The organism is Flavobacterium fontis, from assembly GCF_900129405.1.
GTDB lineage: Bacteria > Bacteroidota > Bacteroidia > Flavobacteriales > Flavobacteriaceae > Flavobacterium > Flavobacterium fontis.
In genome coordinates, this window is sequence record NZ_FQVQ01000014.1 from 1 (window position 1) to 26,180 (window position 26,180).

The 26,180-nt window shown below is 41.5% G+C and carries 25 protein-coding genes; 9 read left to right on the top strand and 16 right to left on the bottom strand.

Annotated features, from left to right (window positions below; genetic code table 11):
• Positions 1–158: 158 nt before the first annotated feature.
• The 10 genes from BUC17_RS10935 to BUC17_RS10985 form a co-directional block, all read right to left on the bottom strand.
• On the bottom strand, positions 159–791 hold the full coding sequence (locus tag BUC17_RS10935; protein ID WP_073364313.1) for a hypothetical protein: 633 nt from the start codon (positions 789–791) through the stop codon (positions 159–161).
• The gene (locus tag BUC17_RS10940; RefSeq protein WP_234977710.1) at positions 788–1,798 is read right to left on the bottom strand and encodes an ATP-grasp domain-containing protein; all 1,011 of its coding nucleotides are present in this window, start codon (positions 1,796–1,798) and stop codon (positions 788–790) included. The genes BUC17_RS10935 and BUC17_RS10940 overlap by 4 nt, the downstream gene beginning before the upstream one ends.
• Before the next feature lie 35 nt (positions 1,799–1,833).
• Positions 1,834–2,544, bottom strand: a complete 711-nt coding sequence (locus BUC17_RS10945) for an NRDE family protein (protein WP_073364318.1) — start codon at positions 2,542–2,544, stop codon at positions 1,834–1,836.
• Entirely contained in the window at positions 2,532–3,020 is a 489-nt protein-coding gene (locus tag BUC17_RS10950; protein WP_073364321.1) for a hypothetical protein, read from the bottom strand. Before BUC17_RS10950 ends, BUC17_RS10945 begins: the two co-directional genes overlap by 13 nt.
• Before the next feature lie 29 nt (positions 3,021–3,049).
• A complete protein-coding gene (locus BUC17_RS10955; protein WP_073364323.1) occupies positions 3,050–3,439 on the bottom strand; it encodes a DoxX family protein in 390 nt (129 codons plus the stop codon).
• A gap of 10 nt (positions 3,440–3,449) precedes the next feature.
• Positions 3,450–3,911, bottom strand: coding sequence for a YHS domain-containing (seleno)protein (locus tag BUC17_RS10960; RefSeq protein WP_073364326.1), 462 nt, complete (start codon positions 3,909–3,911; stop codon positions 3,450–3,452).
• 88 nt (positions 3,912–3,999) lie between these two features.
• On the bottom strand, positions 4,000–4,401 hold the full coding sequence (locus BUC17_RS10965; protein WP_083544930.1) for a YHS domain-containing (seleno)protein: 402 nt from the start codon (positions 4,399–4,401) through the stop codon (positions 4,000–4,002).
• A 35-nt stretch (positions 4,402–4,436) separates the two neighbouring features.
• Entirely contained in the window at positions 4,437–5,336 is a 900-nt protein-coding gene (locus tag BUC17_RS10970) for a hypothetical protein (RefSeq protein ID WP_073364332.1), read from the bottom strand.
• A gap of 4 nt (positions 5,337–5,340) precedes the next feature.
• Complete coding sequence (locus tag BUC17_RS10975; RefSeq protein WP_073364335.1) at positions 5,341–5,754, bottom strand: DM13 domain-containing protein; 414 nt, start codon at positions 5,752–5,754, stop codon at positions 5,341–5,343.
• A gap of 434 nt (positions 5,755–6,188) precedes the next feature.
• A complete protein-coding gene (locus BUC17_RS10985) occupies positions 6,189–6,866 on the bottom strand; it encodes a Crp/Fnr family transcriptional regulator (RefSeq protein ID WP_073364338.1) in 678 nt (225 codons plus the stop codon).
• A 56-nt stretch (positions 6,867–6,922) separates the two neighbouring features.
• On the opposite strand from BUC17_RS10985, the gene BUC17_RS10990 reads away from it, so the two are divergent.
• Positions 6,923–7,405, top strand: coding sequence for a hypothetical protein (locus BUC17_RS10990; protein ID WP_143161784.1), 483 nt, complete (start codon positions 6,923–6,925; stop codon positions 7,403–7,405).
• Between the two features lie 11 nt (positions 7,406–7,416).
• Here BUC17_RS10990 and BUC17_RS10995 read toward each other — a convergent pair whose 3' ends face one another.
• Together BUC17_RS10995 and BUC17_RS11000 are read right to left on the bottom strand one after the other, a co-directional pair.
• Positions 7,417–8,184 (bottom strand): hypothetical protein, encoded by a 768-nt coding sequence (locus BUC17_RS10995; RefSeq protein ID WP_073364345.1) that lies wholly within the window; start codon positions 8,182–8,184, stop codon positions 7,417–7,419.
• Positions 8,185–8,343: 159 nt separating this feature from the next.
• Complete coding sequence (locus BUC17_RS11000) at positions 8,344–8,787, bottom strand: thioredoxin family protein (protein ID WP_073364348.1); 444 nt, start codon at positions 8,785–8,787, stop codon at positions 8,344–8,346.
• Positions 8,788–9,237: 450 nt separating this feature from the next.
• On the opposite strand from BUC17_RS11000, the gene BUC17_RS11005 reads away from it, so the two are divergent.
• Positions 9,238–10,662, top strand: coding sequence for an L-serine ammonia-lyase (locus BUC17_RS11005; protein ID WP_073364351.1), 1,425 nt, complete (start codon positions 9,238–9,240; stop codon positions 10,660–10,662).
• Here BUC17_RS11005 and BUC17_RS11010 read toward each other — a convergent pair.
• Together BUC17_RS11010 and BUC17_RS11015 are read right to left on the bottom strand one after the other, a co-directional pair.
• Positions 10,659–11,726, bottom strand: a complete 1,068-nt coding sequence (locus BUC17_RS11010) for an outer membrane beta-barrel protein (protein ID WP_083544932.1) — start codon at positions 11,724–11,726, stop codon at positions 10,659–10,661. The genes BUC17_RS11005 and BUC17_RS11010 overlap by 4 nt on opposite strands.
• The gene (locus BUC17_RS11015; protein WP_073364357.1) at positions 11,684–12,121 is read right to left on the bottom strand and encodes a nuclear transport factor 2 family protein; all 438 of its coding nucleotides are present in this window, start codon (positions 12,119–12,121) and stop codon (positions 11,684–11,686) included. The genes BUC17_RS11010 and BUC17_RS11015 overlap by 43 nt, the downstream gene beginning before the upstream one ends.
• A 100-nt stretch (positions 12,122–12,221) precedes the next feature.
• On the opposite strand from BUC17_RS11015, the gene panB reads away from it, so the two are divergent.
• The 7 genes from panB (at position 12,222) to BUC17_RS11055 (ending at position 23,541) form a co-directional block, all read left to right on the top strand.
• Positions 12,222–13,040: a 3-methyl-2-oxobutanoate hydroxymethyltransferase gene (gene panB / locus BUC17_RS11020; protein ID WP_073364360.1), complete on the top strand. Its 819-nt coding sequence runs from the start codon at positions 12,222–12,224 to the stop codon at positions 13,038–13,040.
• 227 nt (positions 13,041–13,267) lie between these two features.
• Positions 13,268–13,960: an RluA family pseudouridine synthase gene (locus BUC17_RS11025; RefSeq protein ID WP_073364362.1), complete on the top strand. Its 693-nt coding sequence runs from the start codon at positions 13,268–13,270 to the stop codon at positions 13,958–13,960.
• A gap of 58 nt (positions 13,961–14,018) precedes the next feature.
• On the top strand, positions 14,019–15,386 hold the full coding sequence (locus tag BUC17_RS11030; protein WP_073364365.1) for a DUF5723 family protein: 1,368 nt from the start codon (positions 14,019–14,021) through the stop codon (positions 15,384–15,386).
• A 2-nt stretch (positions 15,387–15,388) separates the two neighbouring features.
• Positions 15,389–16,717, top strand: a complete 1,329-nt coding sequence (locus BUC17_RS11035) for an aldehyde dehydrogenase (RefSeq protein ID WP_073364545.1) — start codon at positions 15,389–15,391, stop codon at positions 16,715–16,717.
• A gap of 32 nt (positions 16,718–16,749) precedes the next feature.
• Complete coding sequence (locus tag BUC17_RS11040; protein WP_073364368.1) at positions 16,750–20,778, top strand: PAS domain S-box protein; 4,029 nt, start codon at positions 16,750–16,752, stop codon at positions 20,776–20,778.
• A 653-nt stretch (positions 20,779–21,431) separates the two neighbouring features.
• Entirely contained in the window at positions 21,432–21,962 is a 531-nt protein-coding gene (locus BUC17_RS11050) for a hypothetical protein (RefSeq protein ID WP_073364374.1), read from the top strand.
• Positions 21,963–22,209: 247 nt separating this feature from the next.
• Entirely contained in the window at positions 22,210–23,541 is a 1,332-nt protein-coding gene (locus tag BUC17_RS11055) for a hydroxymethylglutaryl-CoA synthase family protein (protein WP_073364385.1), read from the top strand.
• Here the strand turns inward: BUC17_RS11055 and BUC17_RS11060 are convergent.
• The gene (locus BUC17_RS11060) at positions 23,538–24,458 is read right to left on the bottom strand and encodes an alpha/beta hydrolase (protein WP_073364388.1); all 921 of its coding nucleotides are present in this window, start codon (positions 24,456–24,458) and stop codon (positions 23,538–23,540) included. The genes BUC17_RS11055 and BUC17_RS11060 overlap by 4 nt on opposite strands.
• Positions 24,459–24,469: 11 nt before the next feature.
• Positions 24,470–26,005: a YifB family Mg chelatase-like AAA ATPase gene (locus tag BUC17_RS11065; protein WP_073364391.1), complete on the bottom strand. Its 1,536-nt coding sequence runs from the start codon at positions 26,003–26,005 to the stop codon at positions 24,470–24,472.
• Between the last annotated feature and the right edge of the window lie 175 nt (positions 26,006–26,180).

A 26,180-nucleotide genomic window follows, 5' to 3' on the forward strand; every position in this document is an offset into this window, starting at 1 on the left:
AAGTCCTCAGAAAACTTACGATGCTTACTGATTAATTTGATGTTTGCTTTCATATAAATTGACTTGATGTGGTCAACCTATATCAGGGACGTACACACTGTTCACTGTTCACTGTTCACTGTTCACTGTTCACTGTTTACTAAAGAAAACGGGATCTACTAAACCGTGGTGCTATGGTATTTACGCCAGTAAGCTATGCCCTGATAGCTGCCCATGGCGAAAAAGAATAAGGGTAAAATAAGGGTAAAGAGGTACCGGGAGAAGGTAAGAAATTGGGAGGCGAAAAAGTCCAAGGCGAGGATTAAAGTAAGCATACCCAAAAAAGTGCCTATACCTGCTCCTACGATGTAAAAAACAACGCGTTTACGAACGAGATACTCCTTTTGTAAGAGCCACAGATTCCAACCCGTCCAAAAAGGCAGTTGGATGATATTTACACCGCTAAGAAGAATGCCTAATAGTAACGGAGTGGCATGCTGTTGGAAGTCCACCGCGGTCAAGGTTTGCGGCTGGGTAAAAAAAACAACGGCCAATACCACCATAAACACCGCTGAGAGTGCTTCTAGTGCCCGATGAAGTTTTCGGTAGGTGATTAATTTTTGTGCAAAACGAAAGGTTACGTAAATAATGCCCAGCTCAACAACAACGACACCAAATAGATACTGTGCCATCGATTCCCAACCCGATTTTTGATAGACTTGATAGCCCACCAAATTGAGATAGCCCATAGGAAGTGAACCGAGGTAACTCAATACTAATCCCAAGGCTGTATTTTTAAGAGAAGTGATCAAAAATTGACAATTTTTTTGGTATGTAATTTATGCAAACGGTATTGACGCATACCTTTGTAATACGACAAAAATGCGTGACCATGACGGTTGTTTTGCATGCTTATTTCAAACATATACTTGATATGACGTGCTAATTCTTTCCAGGCAAAAAAAATGGAATGACTCGGATCATAAATGTGGGTAGGTTCACTCGCTGCACCGTTGAGCTCCACTATGGCAAATTCCTCCCCTTTTTTGAGTAACTCCCAACGGGAATACATGACATCAAGACGCCCAAAATAAAAACCATTGATTTGCTTGCAAACAGCATCGATGGTAGCGGTAAGCTCGTCATCAATCAAATAGGAAAAATCCAAAAACTTGGCCCCACGCGCATGATTGCCATAGGGAACTAAATTGAGGATTTCGCCTTTGGGCAATACGGTTTCTAGATAGGAGCCGTATTCTTTATAAAGGGCTTTATACTGCAAGGCATAGCGCGGGTTGGCATGAATGAGCTGACAAATCGTAGCCTTACCATCGCCTTTTACTGCTAGAAATTCTTTGGCGACAATACCGGTCACTCGCCCCTTGATTTCATGCGGATACCGTACATAAAAAATACCGACCTCATTGGGGTAAGGAATGACATTTTGAATGATAAAATTGAAGTTGGCCTTGGAGGCGTAATGCTCCAATTCGGCAAGGGTGTTTATTTTTTTAACAGCCGACCCGCGTAACCCAATATCGGGTTTGGCAATTAAGGGAAACTGTATCCCCGATTGCTTCAACTCCTCCTCTATTTGCGCCATGGGGGTTTGGCATCGGATGAAGCGTGTGGTGGGATAGTATTGCGGCGGGATAAGATCATAAATTTGCTTTTTGCTATCCATAAAAAAGCCCCCGTTGCGCATGGAGGGATTGCAACTGTTGAAAAAAAACAGGGACTTGGCTTTAAGGGCATAATACCCCCATTGAAAATAAATGGGAATATATACCAGTTGAAACGGCCAGTACTCCCAATGCATTATTTTATGGATAAAAAGTTTCACGGCAAATTAAATTAAATGGCTATAAAATTATGGGCATATTCATGGGCTGCTATCAAATCGGCATATTTTAAAGTTATCTTATTCTGATCGATTACAGCTTGTGTTATACTCACCGTTTTATACTGTTCCTCTCGATTGATCACAAGACCATTGGTCGTGTTGGAGGCTTCGGTATAGCGATGAAAATGAAAGAGTTCGTGCGCATCGACCTCGGGTTGGGTATCCAAAAATGCGCTAAACCAGGCTTCCCGTTGTTTTTGAATCGGTGGCGGATATAACGTCACGGATGACCAAATGTAAGCCTGTGACGTATCAAGGGGGGTTGTTATTTTGAAGGTTCCATCCCACTGCAATTGGTATAAATAATGATGTTGTAACAACACCAATGTAAACGGTTCAATATCTTCTAAATCGATGGCCTCCCAAGCTTGTATGGGCGATTCATTGCTTATTAATTCCAAGAGAATCAACCCGCGACTTTTGCGATAGGAAGGTTTGGTTTTGTGTTGAGCAATGGCCCCATTTAACAAAACGATGACCGTAGAATGGGTATCTACAGCAAACCAAGTTCCTCCCCCCTGCGGATCTTTAGGATACCACACACTTTTTTGTTGTACAGCATAGTATTTGGGCTGCAATGCCGCGGGTCGGATTACCTTTTCATCACGATTGGAGGTGATGATCATTTTCCCTTGGGTATAAACAAAACTTACGGTGCACATTGTTGTCTATACGCTATGGTAGAGCGCGCAACCCCAAAATTGGGATCCAACACTACCGATTCAAACTGCATTATTCCTACGCGGATCAACGCCTGATGGTGAATACAATGCTCTAAGTTGTACAACAGTTCCCGATGAAAATTGGTGGGTAGAGACAGCATCGTTCCGTCGATTTGTTGTTGTAATTCCAACGTACAATCGGGACGAGAAACGTGTGAAAGGATCTCCGCTATGCATTGCTGTGCAAACGCGATATTGCCTTGAATGACCGGATTTCGCTCGCGTAAATCATAATTGACTATCCCGGTATCGTATTGATATATCAAGCATTGAAACAATTCAATGATATGACGGGTATGTTCGCCAATAGTGGCATTGCGCAACTGTGGAAAAGGATGCGTATATTCATGGGGTTGCAATTGTCCGATAGCATCCGAGAGTTCATGCAACGTATGATGGATGGCTTGTGTAAGCATGGTTTAGGTGTTAGGTTGGTGTTATAAAATTACAACTTAAATCGCAACAAATCAGGAATTTTATGGCGTTCGGTGTAAATTATGAGTAGACTACAAACCAAAGTGATTATGGCCAAGGTAAATAGCGTTCCGCCATCGTTTTGAATAACAATTCCGAGTATAAACAGATGGGATACCAAGGCGCCAAACATCGTCCCTGCCGCCATTATAGCGCCTAAAAGTGTAGTGCGTCGAAATAAAATGAATACGGATGCTAGAAGTTCAACCACCCCAGAACCAATACGGCCATAAGGTTCGACCCCCAAGGTTTCAAAGATATACACACTTTCACTCGCTCCTGTAAATTTAAAAAACAGGGTTTGCAACAGAATGACTACCGCCGTGAGCTTAATAATCCAATAGACAACTTGATTTTTCATGGGGATTGGATTAGGAGTTTATGAATTTTTTCCAACTCGCATCGGCCTTCTTATTCAAATTGGCTTCATCTTTATTCCACGACTTCAAGGTATTATTGAAATAGGCATTGTAAAATAAAAATAATTTTCCATTGACGATCTTAAACGTTTGCGGATCGACCTCAACCTTTTCACCATTGGCGCCCATAGCATAGGCACACCAGCCTCCGTATTGGGGTTCATAGGCGCTCGGATTTTTAACAAACAAATCCTTATTCCCTTGAGAAGCAAAATAGTATACCACTCCTTCATGGGTTGCCGTAATTTCTTTTTTGCCTTTTAAGGCTTTCTTTTGCACAAAATAGGCAACGGGATCATACCCCTGGAGGGCTAATTTGTTTTCCAAATTAAATTCTTTCACGCGCTTGGCGGATGTTTGCGCTCCACTCACTAATGAAGCTGCAAGAAATAGTAGTACAAATAAATTTTTCATGTGTTTTATTTATTAGGTTGGTACAAAGGTAAGTGGGCCAAAAAAGTGCGTTTGTCAGCTACTTTACTTTAACCCAAAAATTCTATAATTATTTCTTTTGAAGTTTAAGCCAATTCGCCTCCGCTTGTGGGATGCGTTGCTCTTTTTCCTTGGCCCATTCGGTTCGAACCGACAGGCTGTAATTGAGGTATAACTTACCATCGACGATTGTAAAAGCATTGGGATCAATGGGAGCTTTGTACCCTTTGGACATTCCATAAGCACAATACCCCCCAAATTGGGGTTCGTACTGCGAGGGATTGTTCAAAAACAATTGCTTGTTTTCTTCCGAGACAAAATGGTATTCCACGCCATTGTGCGAGGCGGTAATGGTATCTGTGCCTTTTTGAGCCGTTTGACTTGTAAAATAAGCCACGGGATCGTAACCTTGAAGGGCTATTCCGTTTTTGGCATTGGGTTGCGCCCATAGTGTCGTGGCAAAAACCAACAATACACGTGTTAAAAAATTTCTTATGGTGAGGTGAATTAAAATGAATATTGATATACAAGATTGATTACCAGACTTCGCGTCAATCCATCGGGACGGACGTCACGCACCACAAAGGGGCTGGCCAGCGCGAGATCGATTTGGTGGGAGGTATTAAAAACATAGTTTATATTGACATTAGCATTTACCGTAAGCCCTGAGGAACCTTGAATTTTCTCCCGTTGACCGAAAATGTTTTCAAAGGAATCCTCCCCAAGATGGTAAATGGCAATTAGATTCGGTTTGATACTCCATCGTGAATTGGGGATAGGTTGCGTATAACTCACCTTCACCAAAGCATCGGGTTGGCGCTCAAATAAGTTAGTGGACACAAAATCATTGGTACCGCCATACTCCCGGAAATAGGAATTTTTGTTTAAATTAACCAAAGGAATTTGCCATACGGTATTAAAATCCCAACGTTGTACGCGCCAATTCACCCCCAAAAAGGCATCAATCGTACCGAGACTGGATTGATAATCTAAAGGAAGGGAAAACCCATTAATTTTTAAATTGGAAGCTGTAAAGGGAAATTTCAGTCCCAACAAAGCGCTCCAATGTTGTTTCTTTTGGGGTCTAAAATGATAATTCCCCACCAAAATTGCATCGCCAAATTGTGTTCGCGTCCCAAAGCTGCCGGTAGCGGTAGACAGAGTCACCTTGGCCGAAAAAGCAAACCTCGCATTAAAACGTTTGGTGTAACTGAGGAAATGCGCCACATACGAAACGTCGGCATCTCCTTTGGCGTATTGAGACCCCCATTCCAAGCTGTTTTTAAACACCAAGCTATCATTTTCAAACGACTTTCCTACCGAACAGATTCCTGCATCGCTACACCCTTGTCCCTGAGCCATAAGTAGGGGAACAATCATGGCTACTATGGAGATTACTTTTTTCATGGTTCTAATTTTCTTGAAGTGGAGCAATTGCAAACAGGTGATTGTATTGTTGGCAATGAATCAATACGTGCGAATAATTGGAAAGGTTAACTGCATTGGGAATGCTATAAACCGTTTGTCCAGTAAGATTGCCTAAATTGACAAAATTGGAAGGTGTATCGGCTTGAGAGAGATACACTTTCAGGTCGGGTCCCGAGGAAATAGAAAACCCATTTAGTTCCAGTTGGAATCCTCCCGGCGTTTGATATATGCGAACCCCTCCTTCGACTTGTATCCCTGCCGTAGGGTAAAAGTCACCGAAATACCGCAAAGTTGCATTGGGGTTTAGGGTTGTAGAATTGGGCGTTTGTGTTAACACCCCTTCTTCTTGACAGCCAAAAAGGAGCAGCGCAAGTCCTAAAATACTTAGTTTTTTCATCTTTTTTTCCCAAAACTACAGCGTCTTACTTTGGGGTTTTGTCAGGTAGTTTACATCTCAGTATAAAAAGTGAAATTTTATTCGTTTTGACGTCCATTACCTTCCCCCTTTTTCTCGTTTACCGCTAAATCCATGGGTGATTGAGAAAAAGGGGAAGCGGTATGAAAATCTATTTTACAACTGTTCAGCCAATGGCCAATCAATTTCAAAACCGGTCAAGTTGTGAATATAGTTACTGATAATTTTATCCCCAACGACGATAATGACATCAATCAAATGGGCTTCGGTATAACCTGCTTCAAAAAAAGCGGCTTTTGAAGCGGCATCGGTTTTACCAATGTAAATGAGTATAATTAAGGATATTGAATTCGATTAAAAAGAGACCAATATCAATGGTCAATGAATTTCAAACCGTTTTTATTAATAAAAGTGGACTAGAATTTTGAGAGATCTTCGATGATTATTTGCTTTCTACTGTAATATAACAATCCTGAATCTTCAAGTTCATTTAAGAGCGAAGTGGCTGTTTGTCGTGAGGTGCAAATAATTTGTGCAATGTCGTTTTGGGTAAGATAATTTTCTAAATAAACACGATTGTCCTCTTTTTTTCCTTCACGATCTGCCCATTCTTTGAAAAAAGTGACCAATCGGGTTTTGGCGTCTTTGGACATTAGGTTGGCATAACTGTTTTTGATTCGCTTCATCTTTAGCCCCACAAATTTGGTGTAGGTTAGCGCTAAATTGGGATGTTGTAAAAGAAGATTTTCGAAATCCGAGAGCAAAAAACTACAAATGATAATTTCGTCGGTCAAGGCTTTGGCATATTCATTGGATTTTCGGTCGGTATCCAACTCTAATTCCCCAAATAAATCTCCTTTTTGGATGATGTCTTTAATAGTTTCGTTACCCTCCTCGTCTAAAGATACGATTTTGATAGCGCCTTTTTTAAGCAAAAAAACACGAGGTAAATCGGAAGCTGCAAAATAGATGACATCGCCTTTTTTGGCTTTTTTGAAACCCGTGATAATACACAACTGTTTGATTTGGGACTGACTTAAAGTCCAAAACAATTTATGATCCCGGAGATACCAATATTTGAGTTCTTCGAACATCTAAAACAACTTTATGAACACTTTCAAAAATATTAATTAAATCTGAGTATTCAAGTATGATGGCGGTAAAAAAAATAATTAATCTAGCGGTTTTGGGGTTGAGTACATTCTTAGTTTGGGAAGTATTGTTTTTTGCCAATACACTCATCAAACCCATACTTTGGGAAATCCATACCATTTATACCCTTACACTGTCAACGTATGTCTTTCTTTTTATCCGCATAAATGATACATATTTAGATGTGCTAAAAGTAGGTTTACGCGTTTCTTTTCGGGTTTGGCTGATTATCATTTTGGCTTTTGTAATGCAAAATCGTTACAAAAATCAACCTTTACTATTAACCTTCACCTTTGTTTTTGGATACTTAGAAGGACTTATTGATTTAAATGCTTGGTTAAAAAATAGCCCTCAAAAGGAATCTAAACTTTTTAATACGGATGAAAAAATGAACCGACTTTACAAAACATTATTTTACATGCACTTCATTCATATTCTTTCAGCGCTTTTTGCCTTTGTCATTAGTTTATTTTTACAATAATTATTGGAAGCCTACATTGCATTTGCGGTTCTTTTGTCGTAAATAAATAAAATCACGTACCCCAATCCTGCTCCCCATAAAATTAAACAAGCACCATGAAACGCAATCAATGATTTTGAGTGATACAAATCGTGCGCAAATAGCAAAAAAGTCGAATCAAAAAAGGTCGCAGTGCCTGTCATCACCAAGAGTGGTAGGTATAGTTGTCGAAAGGGTAGTTGAATGATTCTCTTAATAATTAAAATACTCACAAGAGTAATGGGAATTGTAAGCAAAAAACCCATCCCTAAAAAAACATTTGCATCTGTTAATAAATACGCCCCAATTAAATTGATAACAAGTACACCATTCATCCAAAAAACAATTCCTAATACTATCGACAAATACAATTCACGGGAGCTTAATTTCATGTTTTTCGGGAGATGAATATAGCAAAAGAAAAGAATGAATGTTGTTACAGCCAGCATCCAAGCAGCTCCCAAAAGCGCAACATCGTCTGTTAAACCAACAACCTCTTTTCGGAGATAGGGTATAGTAATTCCTTGAATACAAGTAAATAGAGTAACACAAATGTAAATTGAGCATAAGGATTGGTTCGCTTCTTTTTTGTAAAAACCAATTTGATACACTAAAAAAGTCCCTGCTAAAGTGAGTAAAATCAAAAGCAACTTGGATTGAGACTCTTGATAGTGTGTCAAATCAATTCCATAGACAACTGTAGCGGAAATGATAAGTACAATAAGTGCTTGAATAAGCGCGCTAAAATAATTTCTTTTCATTGTTAAACTCCTAGGTGATTGAGGCAAAGGTCACCATAAAATGGACTTAATTTTAGACGCAAGCGAACAGTGTTTTGAAATAACAGTTAAAAAAAACATCCCAAGGCTAACCTATGGGATGCTTCTAGAAAAACAAACAGGAATAGTTTTTGTTTGGCCTTACGGCACAATTCTTTTCCCAAAATTGACCAAAATATGGGGTTCAACAAAACCTACTTGCTGGGTTAGTAGTTTTCCGTTCTTATCCAAGATAAGTAAGGTTGGATATCCTTGTATTTGGTACTTGCGAACGAGTTCCTCCCCTTCGGCGGTTTCCCCATCAATGGCAATATTGATGTAATGAGCGTTGAAATAATTACCTACTTCAGCATCGGTAAATGTTTTTCGCTTCAACTGTTTACATGGCCCACACCACGTTGCATACACATCCAAAAAAATGGGCTTGTTTTCTGTTTTTGCTTTGGCCAAAGCCTCTTTAAAAGTGCCTTTGAAAAAAGTAATGCCTTTTCCTTCTAAGGTACTAGATTTTGGAGAACGCTGAGCAAAACTTACTATCCCCAATACAGTCACTAGTAAAATCGATAGTCCTAATAATCGTCTCATATTGCTTATTTTTATGATTTATAATACAAAATTAGTGCATGTAACGCGCTTCAATTGTCGGTTTGTTTACAAATTGCTCTTTTTTGGCAAACCTTTTACTTGTAATAGTGATTAGTGACTAGTGATTAGTGACTGGTGACTGGTGACTGTTGACTTACGACTAATGATTTGAAAATGTGTCGATGGGGCAATGTGTCGATGTGTCGATGTGTCAATGTGTCGATGTGTCGATGTGTCAATGTGTCGATGTGCCGATGTGGAAATTTGAAAATGAGGTGATTTGAAAATTTGAAAATGCTCCTTCTAAGAAATATCTTTTGACTGTCGACTTACGACTTACGACTTACGACTCAAATCACTTATGACTTACGACTTACGACTTACGACTTACGACTACAAACCAACCACAATTTTTTACTACTTTTACCGTAAACAAACCAAACTACTCCTATGGAAGAATGTATTTCCGTTTTTGATATGCTCAAAATCGGTGTGGGACCGTCGAGTTCGCATACTTTGGGCCCTTGGCGTGCTGCCGAACGTTTTTTAAATGAACTCCGCGAACAAAATCTTCTGGAACAGGTGCAGGAAGTGACCGTCGACTTGTATGGGTCGCTATCCCTTACAGGAAAAGGGCATGCTACCGATTTGGCCGTTATGCTCGGATTGAGCGGACAGGATCCCGAGTATATTCCCGTGGATCAAATTGAGTCCATTATTCAAACCATTCGAGATACCCACCAATTGCAGTTGGCCAACAGCTATTCGATTCCATTTCAACCCGATACGCACATTCAATTTCACAAAAACTTTTTACCCTTTCATGCCAACGGACTGCAATTTACAGCCGTTACGCCGCAAGGGAATATAACAGAAACCTACTACTCTATTGGCGGTGGGTTTGTTGTCAAGGAAGAACGCACCAACGCCAAGAAAAAAAGCGCCTTAAAATGTGCTTTCCCGTTTCCAGTGCAAACCGCTGCCGAACTTTTGCAATATTGCCAAAAGGAAGGCAAGTCGATCTCGGAATTGGTTTATGAAAATGAAAAATCGATGCGCTCGGAAGAAGAAATTCACCGAGAATTGATGCGAATTTGGAATACCATGCTCGAATGCATGTTCATCGGATGCCATACCGAAGGTACCTTACCCGGGGGACTAAATGTGCGTCGCCGTGCCTACGATATGCATCAAAATTTAATCGGTACGCTCCCCTATCATTCGCCTCAAGAATGGCTGGAAGTAATTCGAAAAACGGAGGTAAAGTTTCGCCAAATCCTAAAATGGGTGAGCTGTTTTGCCTTGTCGGTCAACGAAGTTAATGCCGCACTGGGTCGGGTGGTAACTGCACCCACGAACGGCAGTGCTGGCGTGATTCCCGCGGTACTCATGTACTATATGGTCATCGAAAATCACCAAGCTGGTGAAAAAGAAATCAAACAATTTTTATTGGTCGCGGGCGAAATTGGTTCTATTTTCAAAAAAGGATCGACCATTTCAGCTGCTATGGGAGGATGCCAGGCCGAAATTGGTGTATCTTCTGCGATGGCTGCTGGAGCCTTGTGCGAATTGATGGGTGGCACGCCTGAGCAAGTGCAAATGGCCGCCGAAATTGCCATGGAACATCACTTAGGAATGACCTGCGATCCCATTGGTGGTTTGGTGCAAATTCCCTGCATCGAGCGCAATACCATGGGAGCCATAAAAGCCATCAATGCAGCCGAATTGGCACTGGAAACCGATGCCAAAAACGCAAAAGTACCTTTGGATAAAGTCATCCACACCATGTGGGAAACCGCCAAAGACATGAACCATAAATACAAGGAAACTTCAGAAGGCGGCTTGGCCATTACAGTAAGTCTTTCCGATTGTTAAAACATAAAAGCGAGTCCCGTAGTCCACAACCATTGGGTCGATTGCCCGTTGAGTAAGGGTTGGGTGGCATTGAGATGTCGAACTTCAGAGCGGAGTTTACAATAAGCATTCACGCGGTAATCTACATTGCCCGATACCCCCCAAGTGGTCAAGGGTAAGGACTCTTGTATCAGCGCTTGCTCGGGATCGGTGTAGTATTCTACCCGAGCGGCCATTTGCCAATGCGTATTGGGCGTATACCGCACCATCAGGATAGGCGCCGACCAATGACGATAGCCTTCGGGGGCTTTTTGCCAACCCAAATCCCAACCCACTATCGTTTGCCATTTGGCTGACCATTGCGCCTCCCAATACAAATTGTGAAACCAACGCATGCCCGTGTATAAGCCCACCGCTTCCTCCCCTGCATAGGTGCTCCAATTTAACGTATGTTGCGTTTTGGGTTTAAACGTAAGTTGCGTTCCCACACCCGGTGCCGAAGTCCGATCGGGTTTTCGAATGCGTTGCCAACCGTTGGTAAGCCATGCGCCAAACATCCAACGGGTATTGGGTTGATAGCGATAGGCTAACCCTGTCATAAAATAGGGTGAATTATCTGCCAACAACGAACGGGTTAGCGTATAATTATGAAACGTAGTCGCCGATTCAAATCCGATGTAACTTGGCATGATGCCCACTTCCAAACGGTGTTTTTGCGCCCGGTCAAGTACGATACCCACGTAGGCTTCGTTTAGCAACTGGATGGATTCTTGCGCATAATTGTCCTCCACATAGGTACCCGCCTGCAGCGCTACAACAGCGTAGGTGTTTTGGTAACTCACTTTTCCTCGTACGAGCGCCAAATTGATGGCCCACTCGTTATGACGGTTGTAGCTGTATTGAAACGGTAGTTTTTGCTCTTGTTGGGGTTCGCGCAGGGCATACGCATAATACGTATCGACCAATCCACCCCATTCGAAACGCAGGGAATCAGTTTGTCCCCAACTAATGAAAACGGGCCATACAACCCACAAAATCGCCTTTACGAACGACGTCGGGTATCGATAATGCTGATGATTTTCCATGTGCCTTGTTCTTGAAATAAGGTAAATACATTCACTCCTTCATGGCTTAATTTGTTGTTGACATAAAATTGATACGGAGTCCATGCCACCGCCATAGCCCCATCGATTTGAATGCTGTAACTCAAAATCCGTTCCTCAATGACCAAGGTCGAGGGGACGTTGGCTATGGATTGAAAAAAACGAGATGCCTGTTCTTCCGACAGTTGGGTTCCCTTGGTTTGGGTGGTGGTAATCGATTGCAAGCGCAGAGAAGAGTCGCACACCGCTTTCATTTTGAGTGTATCCCTTTGGTGAAAGCCTTCAAAAAAATGTTCAATGGTTTGCTTGACCGCCGCATCTTGCGCGAATGCGGTCAGGTTAAAAAATAAACAGCAGCACAAAAGGAATGTTCTCATGGGTTCTATGGGTTTCTCGAGGGTAAAAATACCGTATTTGTGTTAAAAACAAATCGATTTTACTACTTTTACAACCATCAACCTCAAAAACCATCCACCCATGTCGGTAGCCAAAAAAGATTACAAAAAAATAACCACCAAATCCCTGGTCGATATGAAAGCCCAAGGAGAAAAAATATCCATGCTTACGGCCTACGATTTTACCATGGCCAAAATTGTGGACTCGGCGGGGGTCGATGTAATTTTGGTGGGCGATTCAGCAAGTAATGTAATGGCGGGACACGAAACGACATTACCCATTACTTTAGATCAAATGATTTACCATGCTTCTTCGGTGGTACGCGCCGTCGATCGGGCTTTGGTGGTCGTGGATTTGCCTTTTGGAACCTACCAATCCGACCCGAAGGAAGCCTTGCGTTCGGCCATTCGCATTATGAAAGAAAGTGGCGGTCATGCGGTAAAATTGGAGGGCGGCTCTGAAATTAAAGATTCGATAAAAAAAATTCTAAATGCCGGTATTCCGGTTATGGGCCATTTGGGACTCACCCCACAATCCATTTATAAATTTGGTACTTATACCGTACGCGCCAAAGAAGATGCTGAAGCCGAAAAATTATTGGAAGACGCAAAACTGTTGGAACGTTTGGGTTGTTTTGCACTTGTGTTGGAAAAAATACCCGCAGCCTTAGCCGAAAAAGTAGCGGCGCAATTGCATATTCCAGTCATCGGCATTGGTGCAGGTAGTGGTGTTGACGGTCAAGTATTGGTACTTCATGATATGATCGGGATGACCCACGAATTCAGTCCCCGATTTTTACGCCGATACATGAACCTGTATGAAGAGATGTCACAAGCCATTGGACAATATGTCACCGATGTAAAAACGAAGGACTTCCCCAATGCGCATGAACAATACTGATGGGTTATTTTGAATTTTAAATTTTAAATTTTGAATTTTGAATTTTGACATTACCATTGAATTTTGCTATTGCCATTGATATTAAATTTTGCTATTGACATTGTCATTGCTATTGCTATTGAATTTTGCTATTGAAATTTGATATTGCTATTGCCATTGCCATTGAAATTTGCCATTGCCATTAAACCCAAAATTTACCCACCCAAACACGCACTAACTCTTTTTTTATGAAAATTGTAAGTACCCCCGAAAACCTACACGTGTTGTATGAAGACAACCATTTGATTGTAGTTAACAAACGGGTGGGCGATTTGGTGCAAGGGGATAAAACGGGCGACCTACCGTTGCCTGATGTGGTCAAAGCCTATCTTAAAAAGAAATACAATAAACCCGGTGATGTTTTTTTGGGCGTCGTACATCGGTTGGATCGGCCCACCACAGGTTTGGTTGTTTTTGCGCGAACCTCCAAAGCTTTGGAGCGGATGAATGCTTTGTTCAGTCAGCGGGAAACGCAAAAAACGTACTGGGCTATCGTGCAGCAACCGCCTTCACTTCCTGAAGCTACCTTGGAACATTACCTCAAGCGAAATCCGCAGAACAACACCTCAAAAGCTTATTTAAAAGCAGTTCCCGACAGTAAATTGGCGCAATTATCCTACACTACCCTACGTGTCTTGGACCGGTATACGGTATTGGAAATTGCCCTACACACCGGTCGACACCATCAAATACGAGCCCAATTGGCGGCTATCGGATGCCCTATCAAAGGCGATTTAAAATACGGTTTTCCGCGCAGCAATCCCGATGGAGGAATCCACTTGCATGCCCGTCAATTGCAGTTCATTCACCCCGTTTCCAAAGAACCACTAACGATAATAGCGCCTCCTCCCGACGAGGTTTTGTGGAATTTAGTATGCTAAAACTCCCTTCTTTTCGTTTGTTAAAAAAATAAGTACCTTTAACCCAAATCCCCTACTTATGAAAAAATATCTGCTTCCCTTTATGGTCTTCGCTGGACTCACCTGTACGGCACAAGAACAATACACCGGCATTGGTTTGTCCAATCGTGTGGGTGTGCTTAATGCACAGTTTAACCCCGCTGAACTTCACAACCAATCCAATAAATTTGACATTCACCTCATCGGATTTAACGCTCGGGTGAGCAACAATAAATTGGGTGTAGATGATATTATCAATAATGACAACCTAGAAAACATCCTTTTTCGCGGAACCGATCCAGTAAACCTTAGCGCCAATGTGCAAGCAATGGGGTTGGGCATGAGTGTGAAATTTAAACGTTGGACCTTGGGTATCAGCAGTACCCTTCATGGCAATTTGGATATTATTGACGTTGATCCTCGCTTGGGCGATGCCTTTGTCAATGCAGGCATCAATGCCTTACTTGGAGGCTCGGCTACGGTTTCGAACAATTACAACCAACGAGTAAACGGTACAACATGGGGCGAACTTGGGGCCACTGTTGCTTTTAGTTTGGTGAACAAAGCCAAGCACAAACTCAATGTGGGGATCACTGGAAAACTTTTGTTCCCGGGGTCGTATGCCAACTTGGGCATGGATCGGTTTACGGGTACCATTTCGCGGGTGGGAGGCATTGCGCTTTTGACCAATACACAAGCTTCGGTAAACATTGCCTATTCGGGTACCTTGGCCAACAGTTTTACCCAGTTTGACAATTACCGCGAGTCGGCTTTCGGCGGATTGAATGGTGTGGGGGCCGATATTGGGATCAACTACCAATGGCGTGATACACCGCCTGAAAATCCGAAGAAAAATCAAAATAGATACAAACTCAACTTGGGATTGGCCCTCCGCAACCTAGGCGCAATGACGTTTAATGAGAACAACAATCAATCGACCAATTATACCCTTTCGATACAAGGGACACAAAGTTTGAATTTAAATCAATTCGAAAATGTAGAAAGTTTGCGCGAAATCGAGACGATTTTACTGAACAGCGGTTACTTGACGCGAACCAATGGCACACGTGATTTTCGGGTGCAACTCCCCACGACGCTCGCATTGTATGGAGATATCAAAGTCATACCGAAGTTGTTTGTTTCCGCGTATCTTTTACAACGTTTAAATAATGTTGCAGTCAACGACCAAATTGCGGCACAAAATACATTCATCGTTACGCCTCATGTTGATTTGGGCTTCTTTGAAATTTTTGTTCCTTTCACCCAAAATGAAATTTCAGGCTTCAACACGGGCTTGGCATTCCGTGCAGGAGGCTTCTTTGTGGGTTCGAGTTCGGGCATTACCGCGTTGATGACCAATGCCAAGCAAGCCGACTTTTATATGGGATGGCGTATTGGAATTTTTTAAGCATGAAGTTAGCCACCGACATTCGCTATCGCAAAGAGAAGTTAAAAGCCCTTCGCGCCGCAGTAATCGCTCATGAAGAAGCGCTTGTTGAGGCTTTGTATCGCGATTTTCGGAAACCAGCCTTTGAAACCGTAGTTACCGAAACCCAATATGTAATTGCCGATATCACCTACACGATAAAGCATTTGAACCGATGGGCAAAACCGCAATGGGTTTGGCCGTCCATACTCACGTTTCCCAATACCGACCGAATATACCGACAACCTTATGGCGAGGTGTTAATCATTGCGCCTTGGAATTATCCTTTTCAACTGGCCTTATCGCCTTTGGTAGCCGCTATAGCAGCGGGCAATCGTGTAGTGCTGAAACCCTCTGAACTTACCCCGCATACTTCGGCTTGTATGCAAACGATTTTATCCTCGGTATTCCGTCCTGAAGAGGTTCGGGTTGAAGAAGGCGATGCCACCGTAGCCCAACGCCTTTTGGCGCAACGATGGGATTATATCTTTTTTACTGGAAGTGTGGCGGTGGGGAAAATTGTAGCCGCTGCAGCCGCACAACACCTTACTCCTGTAACCTTGGAATTGGGTGGAAAAAGTCCTTGCATCGTGGCGGCGGACGCGGATTTAAAAGGCGCGGCACGTCGCATCGTGTGGGGTAAATTTATCAATGCAGGGCAAACGTGTATTGCGCCCGATTATATTTTGGCCGATGCGCGCATCATTGAGCCCTTGCAAGAAGCCTTGCAGCAGGCAATTAAAGATGCCTATGGTGAAAATCCGCAACAATCTCCTGATTATGCGCGGATCATTAGCACTAAACACTGGCAACGGTTGGTAGCCATGCTCTCGGAAGCTACAGTGGCTTTTGGAGGAACCTACGATGCCGAGGAACGCTATATCGCTCCTACCCTTTTACGAAATCCTAAAGCCGCTAGCTCGTTGATGCAAGAGGAAATTTTTGGCCCCTTACTGCCTTTAATTGCCTATACTACCGAGGAAGAACTACAGCAAAAAATCGGACACTATGAAAAGCCTTTGGCCTTGTATGTATTCTCAAATTCTACTGCTTGGGCGCGAAAGCAAATTGAAACGTTTTGTTTTGGTGGGGGATGCATTAACGATACGGTGTTGCATTTCAACAACAAACGCATGCCTTTTGGAGGGGTAGGACATAGTGGTATGGGGAGTTATCATGGCCGTTGGGGATTTGAAACCTTTAGCCACCGAAAAGCGGTGACCCATAAGCCCTTTTGGGGAGAAGTTCATGTTCGATTTGCACCCTACAAAGGGAAGCTAAAAATTGTTAAAAAAATCCTGCGCTTTCTCTGATTTTTTTGTACCTTGTAAATGCCTAAACCCTAATGTCACTGCACACTTTTATGCTATTGACCCAATATCTGTTCGCACTTCAATCCCCGTTGCAAACGGCGCATAAAATTAATTTTGTCAAACCTTATCATTTGGAAAAATGGTTTGTGGTTTTGGCGGTTTTGTTTTTGGTGGTATATATGACCTACGCTATATTTCAGCACAAACAAAAAAAGAACAGTTTTATCCACAACTATTCTGAATTTGCTCCTAAAGAAGAAATTTACAACATGATGTTGCTCATTTTAGGGATTTCATTACCCTTGATAGAGCTTATTTTGGAACTATTTTCCGTTCGAAGTCAGAGTTTACTTGTGGTAAAAACCACCGTGGGTTTGGTGCTTTTGGCAATTTACTGGATCAATACGCGAACCACTTGGTTAAAACGAATTTTTGTCCCTCTTTTCATTACAGTGTACATCGTTGATTTTATTGGCAATTTGGTCACCTTAATGTTTGTCAATTACGAGTTAATGCTGTTTTGTTCTTTACTCTTGAATTTCTTTTTGAGCTATTATGTTTTCAAAAATTTAGTGCAGTATTGGACATTTGTGACCCTGTTCTTTTTGTTTTTGATCAGTGTGTTTTTACAAAATATTATCCCCGGTAAAGACATCATCATTCTTATTGCCTGTTGTTTGCTAATTATTGCCGTACATGCCTCGATCCATTTGGCGACCGTCAATACGCGAAATAAGTTTTTATTTGCCAATGAAATTTTAAACAAGGGCAACATCCTAACCATTGCTACCAATCGTAAAGGAGCTTTGTCGTATTGTAGCGAGCAAGTACATGAATTTTTAGGCTACGAACCCGAAGAGGTTTTGGGTTTGCGTTTTTGGGAATTGACCGAAGATCCCGAATTTATTGGTGAAGCTTATCACGACAACTATATCGATGGCCGTTTGCACGTTCGAAAACTGAAAGCAAAAAATGGCGAGTACCGCTACATTCAATGGAAAGATAAAAAGTTTTCCGACGATTTAATTATTGGCATGGGTCAAGATGTCACCGAGCAGCTCAACATTCAAAACCAGTATGAAAATCTCATTGAAAATGCGAATGATTTGATTTATGAAATTAATCATTTGGGGTATTTTACCTTTATCAACAAGCATGGTGTGACGTTAACGGGATACAGTCAAGAGGAATTTTATCAAAAATCTTTCTTGGACTTAGTTCACAAAGATCATCGCAAACGCATTCAAGATTTTTATTCGCTCAAAGGTCTTAAAAACAATGCCTTTCCTACTTTAGTGGTTCCCGTGATTACCCGCAAAGGCGAAACCATTTGGCTTTCTCAAAACGTTACCTTCAAACGCAATGAGGCTGGAAATGTGATTGGGTATACGGTTATTGCGCGTGACATTTCGATGCAACGTCAAATGGAAATCGAGAACATTCGCCGGGAGAAAAAAATCAAACGGTACAACGACGCCATCAAAGATTTGACGTTAAAAAATCAACCCGATGGCGATAATTTCGGGCATTTTTTAGAAGTAGTTTTACGCATTATTGCTAAAAAAATCGACATCAATCGCGTAGGTTTTTGGTTGTATCAAACGGATCAAATTATTTGTGAAAAGGCCTATATCAAAAATAAAAACAAGTACGAATCGGGATTGATTGTGGCTAAAAAAGAGTTTCCTAAATATTTTGAAGCTATTGAAAATGAATCCCAAATTGTTGCCGATGATGTTCTTGATAACCCACTTACACAAGAGTTTGTAGCTTCTTATTTTCAAGATTACAATACCCAATCGATGTTGGATACTCCTATTTACATCAATGGAAAGCTCCACAGTGTATTGTGTTTGGAATCGGACACTAAGAAAAAAGAATGGGATGCCGAGGATATTCTTTTTGCCCGTTCGATCAGTGACTTTTTGGCGGCCGCTGTAGAAACACACCAACGATTGGAAGCGGAAGCAAAGTTGGAATACAAAAACAAGATTCTTACCGAAATTACCAATTTTACCACGCGTTTTATAGCCATAAAAAACAAGTATGAAATTTTAAACGAAGTACTCTTTTCCCTTGGTAAAGTGATTCGTGTAGAGCGCATTTCATTTTTTGAATTTGATGATGAAAAAATCACTTTTAGCCAAAAAAATCGTTGGAATCGTGAGTTTGGTACGTTAACTGATATAAATCCTGCGCTGCAAAATTTAAAGTATGCTGATTTTAGTAAAATTTTAGATCAGTTGCGAACAACCAAATGCTATTATTCCAAAATCAGTGACATTCCGTGGCCTAGTATACAAAATTTTCTTATTCAAATAGGGTGTAAATCCATATTATTCATACCGATTTTCATCAATAACGATTTGGATGGTTTTATCGTTTTGGATGATACGCAAACCGAACGCGATTGGTTGGAAGAGGAAGTAACAATTTTGGAAACCCTCTCCCGAATCGTATCCTCAACCTTGGAACGCAATGTTAATGAGGGAATTATTCGCGAAAATGAAGAACGTTTTCGATTGTTGGCCAACAATATCCCCGGAACTGTATACCTCTGTCATTCGGATGAAGAATACAGCTATCTGTATTTGAATGATGAAATTGAAAAATTAACCGGACTAACCAAACAGCAGTTAACCAATCATAAAATTGGATTTGGGGGGTTAATTCATCCTGATGATCGTCAGCGTGTCATGAAAGCCTATGAAAAAGCCTTTACCGACTTGCATAAAATACACCACACCTACCGGATTTTAGATCATGAAGGCAATTACAAATGGGTTGAAGAATTTGGAGGCGTCATTCAAAACGACTACGGTGAAAAGTATATCGAAGGAATTTTAATTGATATTACGCGACAGAAAGAAGCCGAAGAGGCCATCAAAGCCAAAGAATATGCAGAAGCCGCCAACCGGGCGAAATCGGAATTTTTGGCTAATATGAGTCACGAAATTCGCACCCCCTTAAACGGCATTATTGGTTTTACCGATTTACTTAAAAACACCAATCTCGAGGCGATTCAACGGAGCTATATGAATACGATTAACGAATCGGCTTTATCGCTCATGGATATTATCAACGACATCTTGGATTTCTCCAAAATTGAATCGGGAAAATTGGAGTTAGACGTACGTCGTTATGACCTCAAAGAACTGCTTAATCAAGTCGTAGAATTGGTAAAATACGATACCAATCGCAAAAACCTACAATTTGATTTGGTGGTAAAAAAAGAGGTGCCCCAATACATTTGGACCGATAGCGTTCGCCTCAAGCAAATTTTGATCAATCTTTTGGGTAATGCTGTGAAATTCACCGAAAAAGGTTCGGTCAAATTGACAATAACTAATCTAGAGCTGATTGGAGAATCACAAAGTCGATTGCGATTTAGCGTCACCGATACGGGAATTGGAATCAGTAAAGAGTTTCAAGAGCAAATTTTTGAAGCGTTTTCACAAGGCGACAATTCAACCACACGAAAATTTGGAGGCACAGGCTTAGGACTCACCATTTCGAATCAGCTTTTGGCCTTGATGCAAAGCCAATTAAAACTGAAAAGCGAGGTAGGCAAAGGTTCGGAGTTCTATTTTGATGTGATTCTCAAAGCCACCAACCATAAAGTGATTGATAGTATCGAAAGTATTGAAGTCAATGTTGAAAAAGAGGTAATGGGTGATTTCGGTCACGAAAATTTTAAGGTACTCATTGTGGAGGACAACAAAATTAATATGTTGTTGGCCAAAACATTGGTCAAACAAATCATTCCAAACGGTACACTTTATGAAGCCAGCAACGGTCAAGAAGGAGTAGAAAAATATAATGTTTTACATCCCGATATTATCCTTATGGATGTGCAAATGCCCGTAAAAAACGGCTATGAGGCCACCCAAGAAATTCGAAAAACAGAGAAAGGGAAACATGTACCTATCATTGCTTTGACCGCTGGTACTGTTGTGGGGGAAAAAGAAAAATGCCTCGAAATGGGCATGGATGATTACACGTCCAAACCTATCGTAAAAGAGGTATTGGAACAACTTTTGCACAAATGGTTAAAAAAGTAAGCGATAATTTAAAAAGCATAAAAGATTTTTTTAGTAAATGTGTGAAAGTACTATGAGCGGAAACCCCAAAACGAGACCATGAAAAGATACTTACTACCTATCTCATACGTTTTTATTGGCTTGCTATGCTATTTATTGGGATATTTAAGACATCGAAGTTTTGTGCTCAATTATCATGATACTTTCTATGTAATTGATAAAACAAGTTATAACTATTTCATACTTTATTTATTTTCAATATCAGCGTTATATTACTTCATTTTTAGAAAGCAATCCAACCTAAACATAGGTCTTTTGAACATAGTATTTATATCAATTCCAATATTTATGTATCTATTAATTGATTTTCTTAAGCAAAACAGACTTCCAAAACGTTACTTTTTTGAAAATCATTGGTATGAAAATGAAAATATACATAATGTAATTTTATACAGTTTTTTGATTGGAATTGGGTCTTTTTTATTGAACATTACTTTGAGTGTAAAACATTTAATAAAGAGTTTAAAAAGTTAAATCATTAAAAGAAATATTGTCTTTGACTTTAACCTTTCCGCTTCAACGCATTTTCATAAAATAATTTTATTTCGAAAAAAGCCTCTTAAATAAATAAGTTCATCAATAAAAGTAATTTTTAATACCTTTTTTTACACTAAATGTTGGAAAAAACGATCAAAATAGAGCATCAGTATACGACTTATTTTGAAAGAGTAAAATACTGGATTTTACTTTATCTAGGTGCCGTCTCAACGATTGGAATATGTGTCATGTTTGATAAAGACAAAGCACATGTGGGGACGTTTTTAATTATTATGAGTTTGCTCCTTGGTGTAGTAATTGCCTACAATATTTATCAAAACAGACTCTATATCTATAGTTTCTATAGTGACTCAGAAAATGTGAAAATAGGGTATCTAAAGGGTTCTCAAGAATGTAGTATTGAAACAACATTAGATTATGTATCGGCGGCACTCAAAAACACTTCCTCCAGAGGAAACTTCGATTGTCAAATAATCCTAAGTGTTGAAAAAGTAAATTTTGTAATCACTAAAGATTTTGACTGGACTTTTAACGAAATGAAACAGCTTTTTGAATATGTTACAAGGCATAAATTACTAAAGAAAAGCGAAAAAGAAAAGTCAATTCTTCAGCAAATTGATAACTACTTGGAAAAATACCCTTTCTAATAACACCAAATATTTCATCCTAGACAAAAAGGATAGCTTCAAAAAGAATTTCAATCGGGCGACATGCAAAAAGGTGACACCTTTGCAGCACTTTTAAATAACTAAAAAATCACCCTCATTTTTATCATTCTCCCATTTTTGAAATGGCAATTTTAACGATGTCATAATTCGATAAAATTAGCCTCATTTTTAGGAAATCCTATAGACAATTTTACTTTTAGCGCTGTAATTTTACCCAAAAAAAGCTATGCATATTGGTATTGATTTCATCGCGTTTGATTTCCCTCAACTCTACCTTCCCATACCCGAATTGGCTCAAAATCGCCACATCGAAGCTGATAAGCTCACGCAAGGATTGGGACTACTTCAAATGGCTATTCCCGATGTTTCGCAAGATGTGGTCACCTTTGCGGCCAATGCAGTGCATCGTTTGTTGGAACAAACGCAATTGACTCCCGAGTCGATTGCCCGAATTTACGTGGGTAGCGAAAGCGGTGTTGACAGTTCAAAACCCATTGGCTCGTACATCATTTCGTTGCTTGAATCCCGTTATGGAACACGAGCTTTCAAACATTGTGACACCGTAGATCACACATTCGCTTGCATTGGCGGTGTCGATGCTTTACAAAGTTGTATCGATTTTGTGCGGCTCCACCCTACGCAAAAAGCCATAGTCGTCACTTCCGATATTGCCAAATACGATTTGGGTTCCTCGGGAGAATATACCCAAGGCGCTGGAGCACTAGCCTTGTTAATTAGCGCTCAACCGCGTATTGTAGCGCTAGACAATGTAACCGGCATTGCTACGGAAGGGGTATTTGATTTTTTCAAACCCCGTCAAACGGTGTCAAAATCCTTAATTACAGGTGCAAATGACAACCCCGAATGGATGGGGGTTTTGGAAAATGAGGTAACGCTTTACAAAGAACAACCCGTATTTGATGGTCAATATTCCAATACCTGTTACATCAACCGCATCACCGAAGCCTATCACCATTTTAAGGAATTACGCCCCCAAGAAGGAATTCACTTTGAAGGTTGGGCGCAATTGTTTATGCATTTGCCCTATTGCTTCCAAGCCCGTCGCACGTTTAGCAGTATCTATGCCCAAGAGAAACATCCTGAAGTAACGGGCGCTGAGGACTTGAAAGCAATTGCCAAAAGTGAAGCGTATCGCTCTTTGGTCGCTCAAAAAATTGCACCGAGTGAAAAAGCCTCCGGGGTGATGGGGAATCTCTACACGGGGTCTATCTTCCTTGGAATGCTCTCAGGATTGAGTCAGGCAGCGACACAAACCGAGGAACTTGAAGGGCAAAAGGTTGGCTTCATTGCCTACGGTAGCGGCTCGAAAGCCAAAGTTTTTGAAGGACAAATACAACCCGGTTGGCGGGAGGCGATTCAAGCGGTTCGTTTGTTTGAATCCCTAGACCAACGCAAAGCCATTGATTTTCACACCTACGAAAAATTACACAAAAAGGAAATAGATCAACCGGTGGGTACCCCACAAGGTTTTGTACTGGATCGCATCGAAAAGGAGAATCCTGTTTTGGTTGGAGCGCGGTATTACAAATTCCGTTAACGGCCCAATAAAAATTGCACAGGGATTGCCAATCGTTTTTGCCAAGCCAATTCGCTATGGTCTTCGCCTTCAAACTTACGGGTTATCCAATGCGATTCGTTCCAACCTTTAGCACGCATCACTGCATCGACTTGTCGTTGAACAGGTTCGTAGAGCGCATCTAAAGTAGCGGTCCCGAAATCAAAATAGATTTTTCGGGAATTGGCCTTGGGTAAATGCTTTTGCAAATACGCAATAAATTGGGCTGGAATTGGATTGTTTTCCATCGAAAAAACACCAGGCCAGTGCGTCGATAAACAGGCAGCACCCCCGAATACCTTGGGATACTCACAGAGCGCATACATCGATATCAACCCGCCCATACTACTGCCCGCTATAAACGTATGGGCCGCATCGGTATAAACCGCATAATGGCGATCGATGTAGGGTTTGAGTTCTTTCACCAAAAACTTCAAATACTTATCCGATTGCACGCGTTGGTTTTGAAAAACCGAATTCCCATTGGGACGGTTTACCTGGTAGAGCGAATCTTGTTGCCGCGCTGTCAACTGCTCAAAGGGTTTTTGCGGAAAATAATCCACATGACGCGTTACGCCCCCATTCCACACCCCAACGACAATACAATCCTGAATTTTTCCGGTTAGAGCAAGTTCACTCAATAGGTTATCGACCTCCCAAGCCTGCTTGTTCCAAGTGGTGTTGGGATCGTATAACATTTGCCCGTCGTGCATGTAGAGTACACTATACTTTTTAGCTTCTGTATAGCCTTCAGGCAACCACACATCGACATGGCGGGCGGTTACATATTGGGACGGAAAATCGGCTAATCGCTCTAGGGTTCCCGACACTACCTTAGGCACCTCTTGGGCTTGCAACGACATCATGGTCAACCCGATAAAAAAAAACAAATATTTCATAGTCATAGGGTTTACCCTAACCATCCGTCGCGATCCAAACTGCGGTATTGAATGGCTTCGGCAATGTGCGCTGCTTCTACCTTGGGATGGGCCTCCAAATCGGCAATGGTTCGGGCTACTTTTAAAATTCGATCATAGGCACGGGCCGACAAATTGAGTCGTTCCATCGCGCTTTTGAGCAAAGTTAAGGAGGATGCATCCAATTCACAATAGGTTCGAATTAATTGCGTGCTCATTTGTGCATTGTAATGAATATTGGGATATTCGGCAAAACGTTGGGTTTGTATATCCCGTGCCGCCATAACCCGCTGACGAATCACCGTACTGCTCTCTGCGCGGCGGGTATCGGCCAACTTGTCAAACGGCACTGGGGTAACTTCAATATGGATGTCAATGCGGTCGAGTAAAGGCCCCGAGATTTTACTCAAATAGCGCTGCATTTCGGCGGGTGAGGTCGTTATGGGCGCATCGGGATCGTTAAAAAATCCCCCTGGACTCGGATTCATGCTCGCCACCAACATGAAAGAGGACGGATACGTGATGGTGAACTTCGCCCGTGAAATGGTAACTTCCCGATCCTCGAGCGGTTGCCGCATTACTTCGAGCACTTCCCGTTTGAACTCGGGCAATTCATCCAAAAAAAGAACACCATTGTGCGCCAAAGAAATTTCCCCCGGTTGCGGGTAGCTCCCTCCTCCTACCAAGGATACGCTCGAGGCGGTGTGATGCGGATTCCGAAAGGGGCGTTGGCTGATGAGTCCCACCTCTTTGATTTTCCCTGCCACACTATGAATTTTGGTGGTTTCAAGCGCTTCGCGAAGGGTCATTGGAGGTAAAATACTTGGCAATCGTTTGGCCAACATTGTTTTCCCCGCACCAGGGGGACCGATGAGAATAATATTATGCCCACCAGCAGCAGCAATTTCCATACACCGTTTGATGGATTCTTGTCCTTTGACATCGGCAAAATCAAATTCAGGAAATTCTATGGCTTGAAAAAATGTATCCCGCGTATTGACCGTAACGGGTTCGAGCGTAGATGTTCCCGAAAAAAAATCAATGACTTGTAAGACATTTTCAATACCATAAACTTCCAAATCATCGACTATGGCCGCTTCTTGGGCGTTTTGTTGCGGCAAAAGAATTCCTTTAAAACCTTCCTCTCGTGCTTTAATGGCAATGGGAAGAGCCCCACGTATGGGTTGCAAGCCACCGTCGAGGGACAATTCGCCCATAATGATGTATTGATCCAAAAAATCGGTTTGCAATTGGCCACTGGCTACCAAAATTCCCAAAGCTAAGGTCAGGTCGTAAGCCGAACCCTCTTTGCGTAAATCAGCAGGAGCCATATTGATAGTGATTTTTTTACCGGGCAATTCGTATCCGTTATTTTTCAATGCGGCCGCTATGCGGTAACTGCTCTCTTTGATGGCATTGTCGGGGAGACCCACCAAATGGTACCCGATTCCTTTGTCAACGTTAACTTCTACAGTGATGGTGGTGGCTTCTACGCCAAAGACGGCGCTACCAAAAACTTTTACTAACATGGCATGTAATTTAAATTAGGCTAATACTTGAACTACGAAGGTACTTATTTTTTCTAGAAATAAAACAGCTGCGGGTGATTTGGTCACAAAATCAATACCTCGGAGGTTATAAAGTAAAATAAAATTAACTTTTTGTAAATTTTATTTGTCTATATGTAAAACATACTTTACATTT

Excerpts from the sequence above, each read along its gene's own strand:
- BUC17_RS11065 (WP_073364391.1), bottom strand. The coding sequence starts at position 26,005 with ATGTTAGTAAAAGTTTTTGGTAGCGCCGTCTTTGGCGTAGAAGCCACC.
- BUC17_RS11060 (WP_073364388.1), bottom strand. The coding sequence starts at position 24,458 with ATGAAATATTTGTTTTTTTTTATCGGGTTGACCATGATGTCGTTGCAA.
- BUC17_RS10960 (WP_073364326.1), bottom strand. The coding sequence starts at position 3,911 with ATGAAAAATTTATTTGTACTACTATTTCTTGCAGCTTCATTAGTGAGT.
- BUC17_RS10970 (WP_073364332.1), bottom strand. The coding sequence starts at position 5,336 with ATGAAAAAAGTAATCTCCATAGTAGCCATGATTGTTCCCCTACTTATG.
- BUC17_RS11040 (WP_073364368.1), top strand. The coding sequence starts at position 16,750 with ATGTCACTGCACACTTTTATGCTATTGACCCAATATCTGTTCGCACTT.
- BUC17_RS11050 (WP_073364374.1), top strand. The coding sequence starts at position 21,432 with ATGTTGGAAAAAACGATCAAAATAGAGCATCAGTATACGACTTATTTT.
- BUC17_RS11035 (WP_073364545.1), top strand. The coding sequence starts at position 15,389 with ATGAAGTTAGCCACCGACATTCGCTATCGCAAAGAGAAGTTAAAAGCC.
- BUC17_RS10945 (WP_073364318.1), bottom strand. The coding sequence starts at position 2,544 with ATGTGCACCGTAAGTTTTGTTTATACCCAAGGGAAAATGATCATCACC.
- BUC17_RS11000 (WP_073364348.1), bottom strand. The coding sequence starts at position 8,787 with ATGAGACGATTATTAGGACTATCGATTTTACTAGTGACTGTATTGGGG.
- BUC17_RS10950 (WP_073364321.1), bottom strand. The coding sequence starts at position 3,020 with ATGCTTACACAAGCCATCCATCATACGTTGCATGAACTCTCGGATGCT.
- BUC17_RS11025 (WP_073364362.1), top strand. The coding sequence starts at position 13,268 with ATGAAAATTGTAAGTACCCCCGAAAACCTACACGTGTTGTATGAAGAC.
- BUC17_RS11030 (WP_073364365.1), top strand. The coding sequence starts at position 14,019 with ATGAAAAAATATCTGCTTCCCTTTATGGTCTTCGCTGGACTCACCTGT.
- BUC17_RS11015 (WP_073364357.1), bottom strand. The coding sequence starts at position 12,121 with ATGAGAACATTCCTTTTGTGCTGCTGTTTATTTTTTAACCTGACCGCA.
- BUC17_RS10975 (WP_073364335.1), bottom strand. The coding sequence starts at position 5,754 with ATGAAAAAACTAAGTATTTTAGGACTTGCGCTGCTCCTTTTTGGCTGT.
- panB (WP_073364360.1), top strand. The coding sequence starts at position 12,222 with ATGTCGGTAGCCAAAAAAGATTACAAAAAAATAACCACCAAATCCCTG.
- BUC17_RS11010 (WP_083544932.1), bottom strand. The coding sequence starts at position 11,726 with ATGGAAAATCATCAGCATTATCGATACCCGACGTCGTTCGTAAAGGCG.
- BUC17_RS10995 (WP_073364345.1), bottom strand. The coding sequence starts at position 8,184 with ATGAAAAGAAATTATTTTAGCGCGCTTATTCAAGCACTTATTGTACTT.
- BUC17_RS10940 (WP_234977710.1), bottom strand. The coding sequence starts at position 1,798 with ATGCATTGGGAGTACTGGCCGTTTCAACTGGTATATATTCCCATTTAT.
- BUC17_RS10955 (WP_073364323.1), bottom strand. The coding sequence starts at position 3,439 with ATGAAAAATCAAGTTGTCTATTGGATTATTAAGCTCACGGCGGTAGTC.
- BUC17_RS11005 (WP_073364351.1), top strand. The coding sequence starts at position 9,238 with ATGGAAGAATGTATTTCCGTTTTTGATATGCTCAAAATCGGTGTGGGA.
- BUC17_RS10985 (WP_073364338.1), bottom strand. The coding sequence starts at position 6,866 with ATGTTCGAAGAACTCAAATATTGGTATCTCCGGGATCATAAATTGTTT.
- BUC17_RS10990 (WP_143161784.1), top strand. The coding sequence starts at position 6,923 with ATGATGGCGGTAAAAAAAATAATTAATCTAGCGGTTTTGGGGTTGAGT.
- BUC17_RS11055 (WP_073364385.1), top strand. The coding sequence starts at position 22,210 with ATGCATATTGGTATTGATTTCATCGCGTTTGATTTCCCTCAACTCTAC.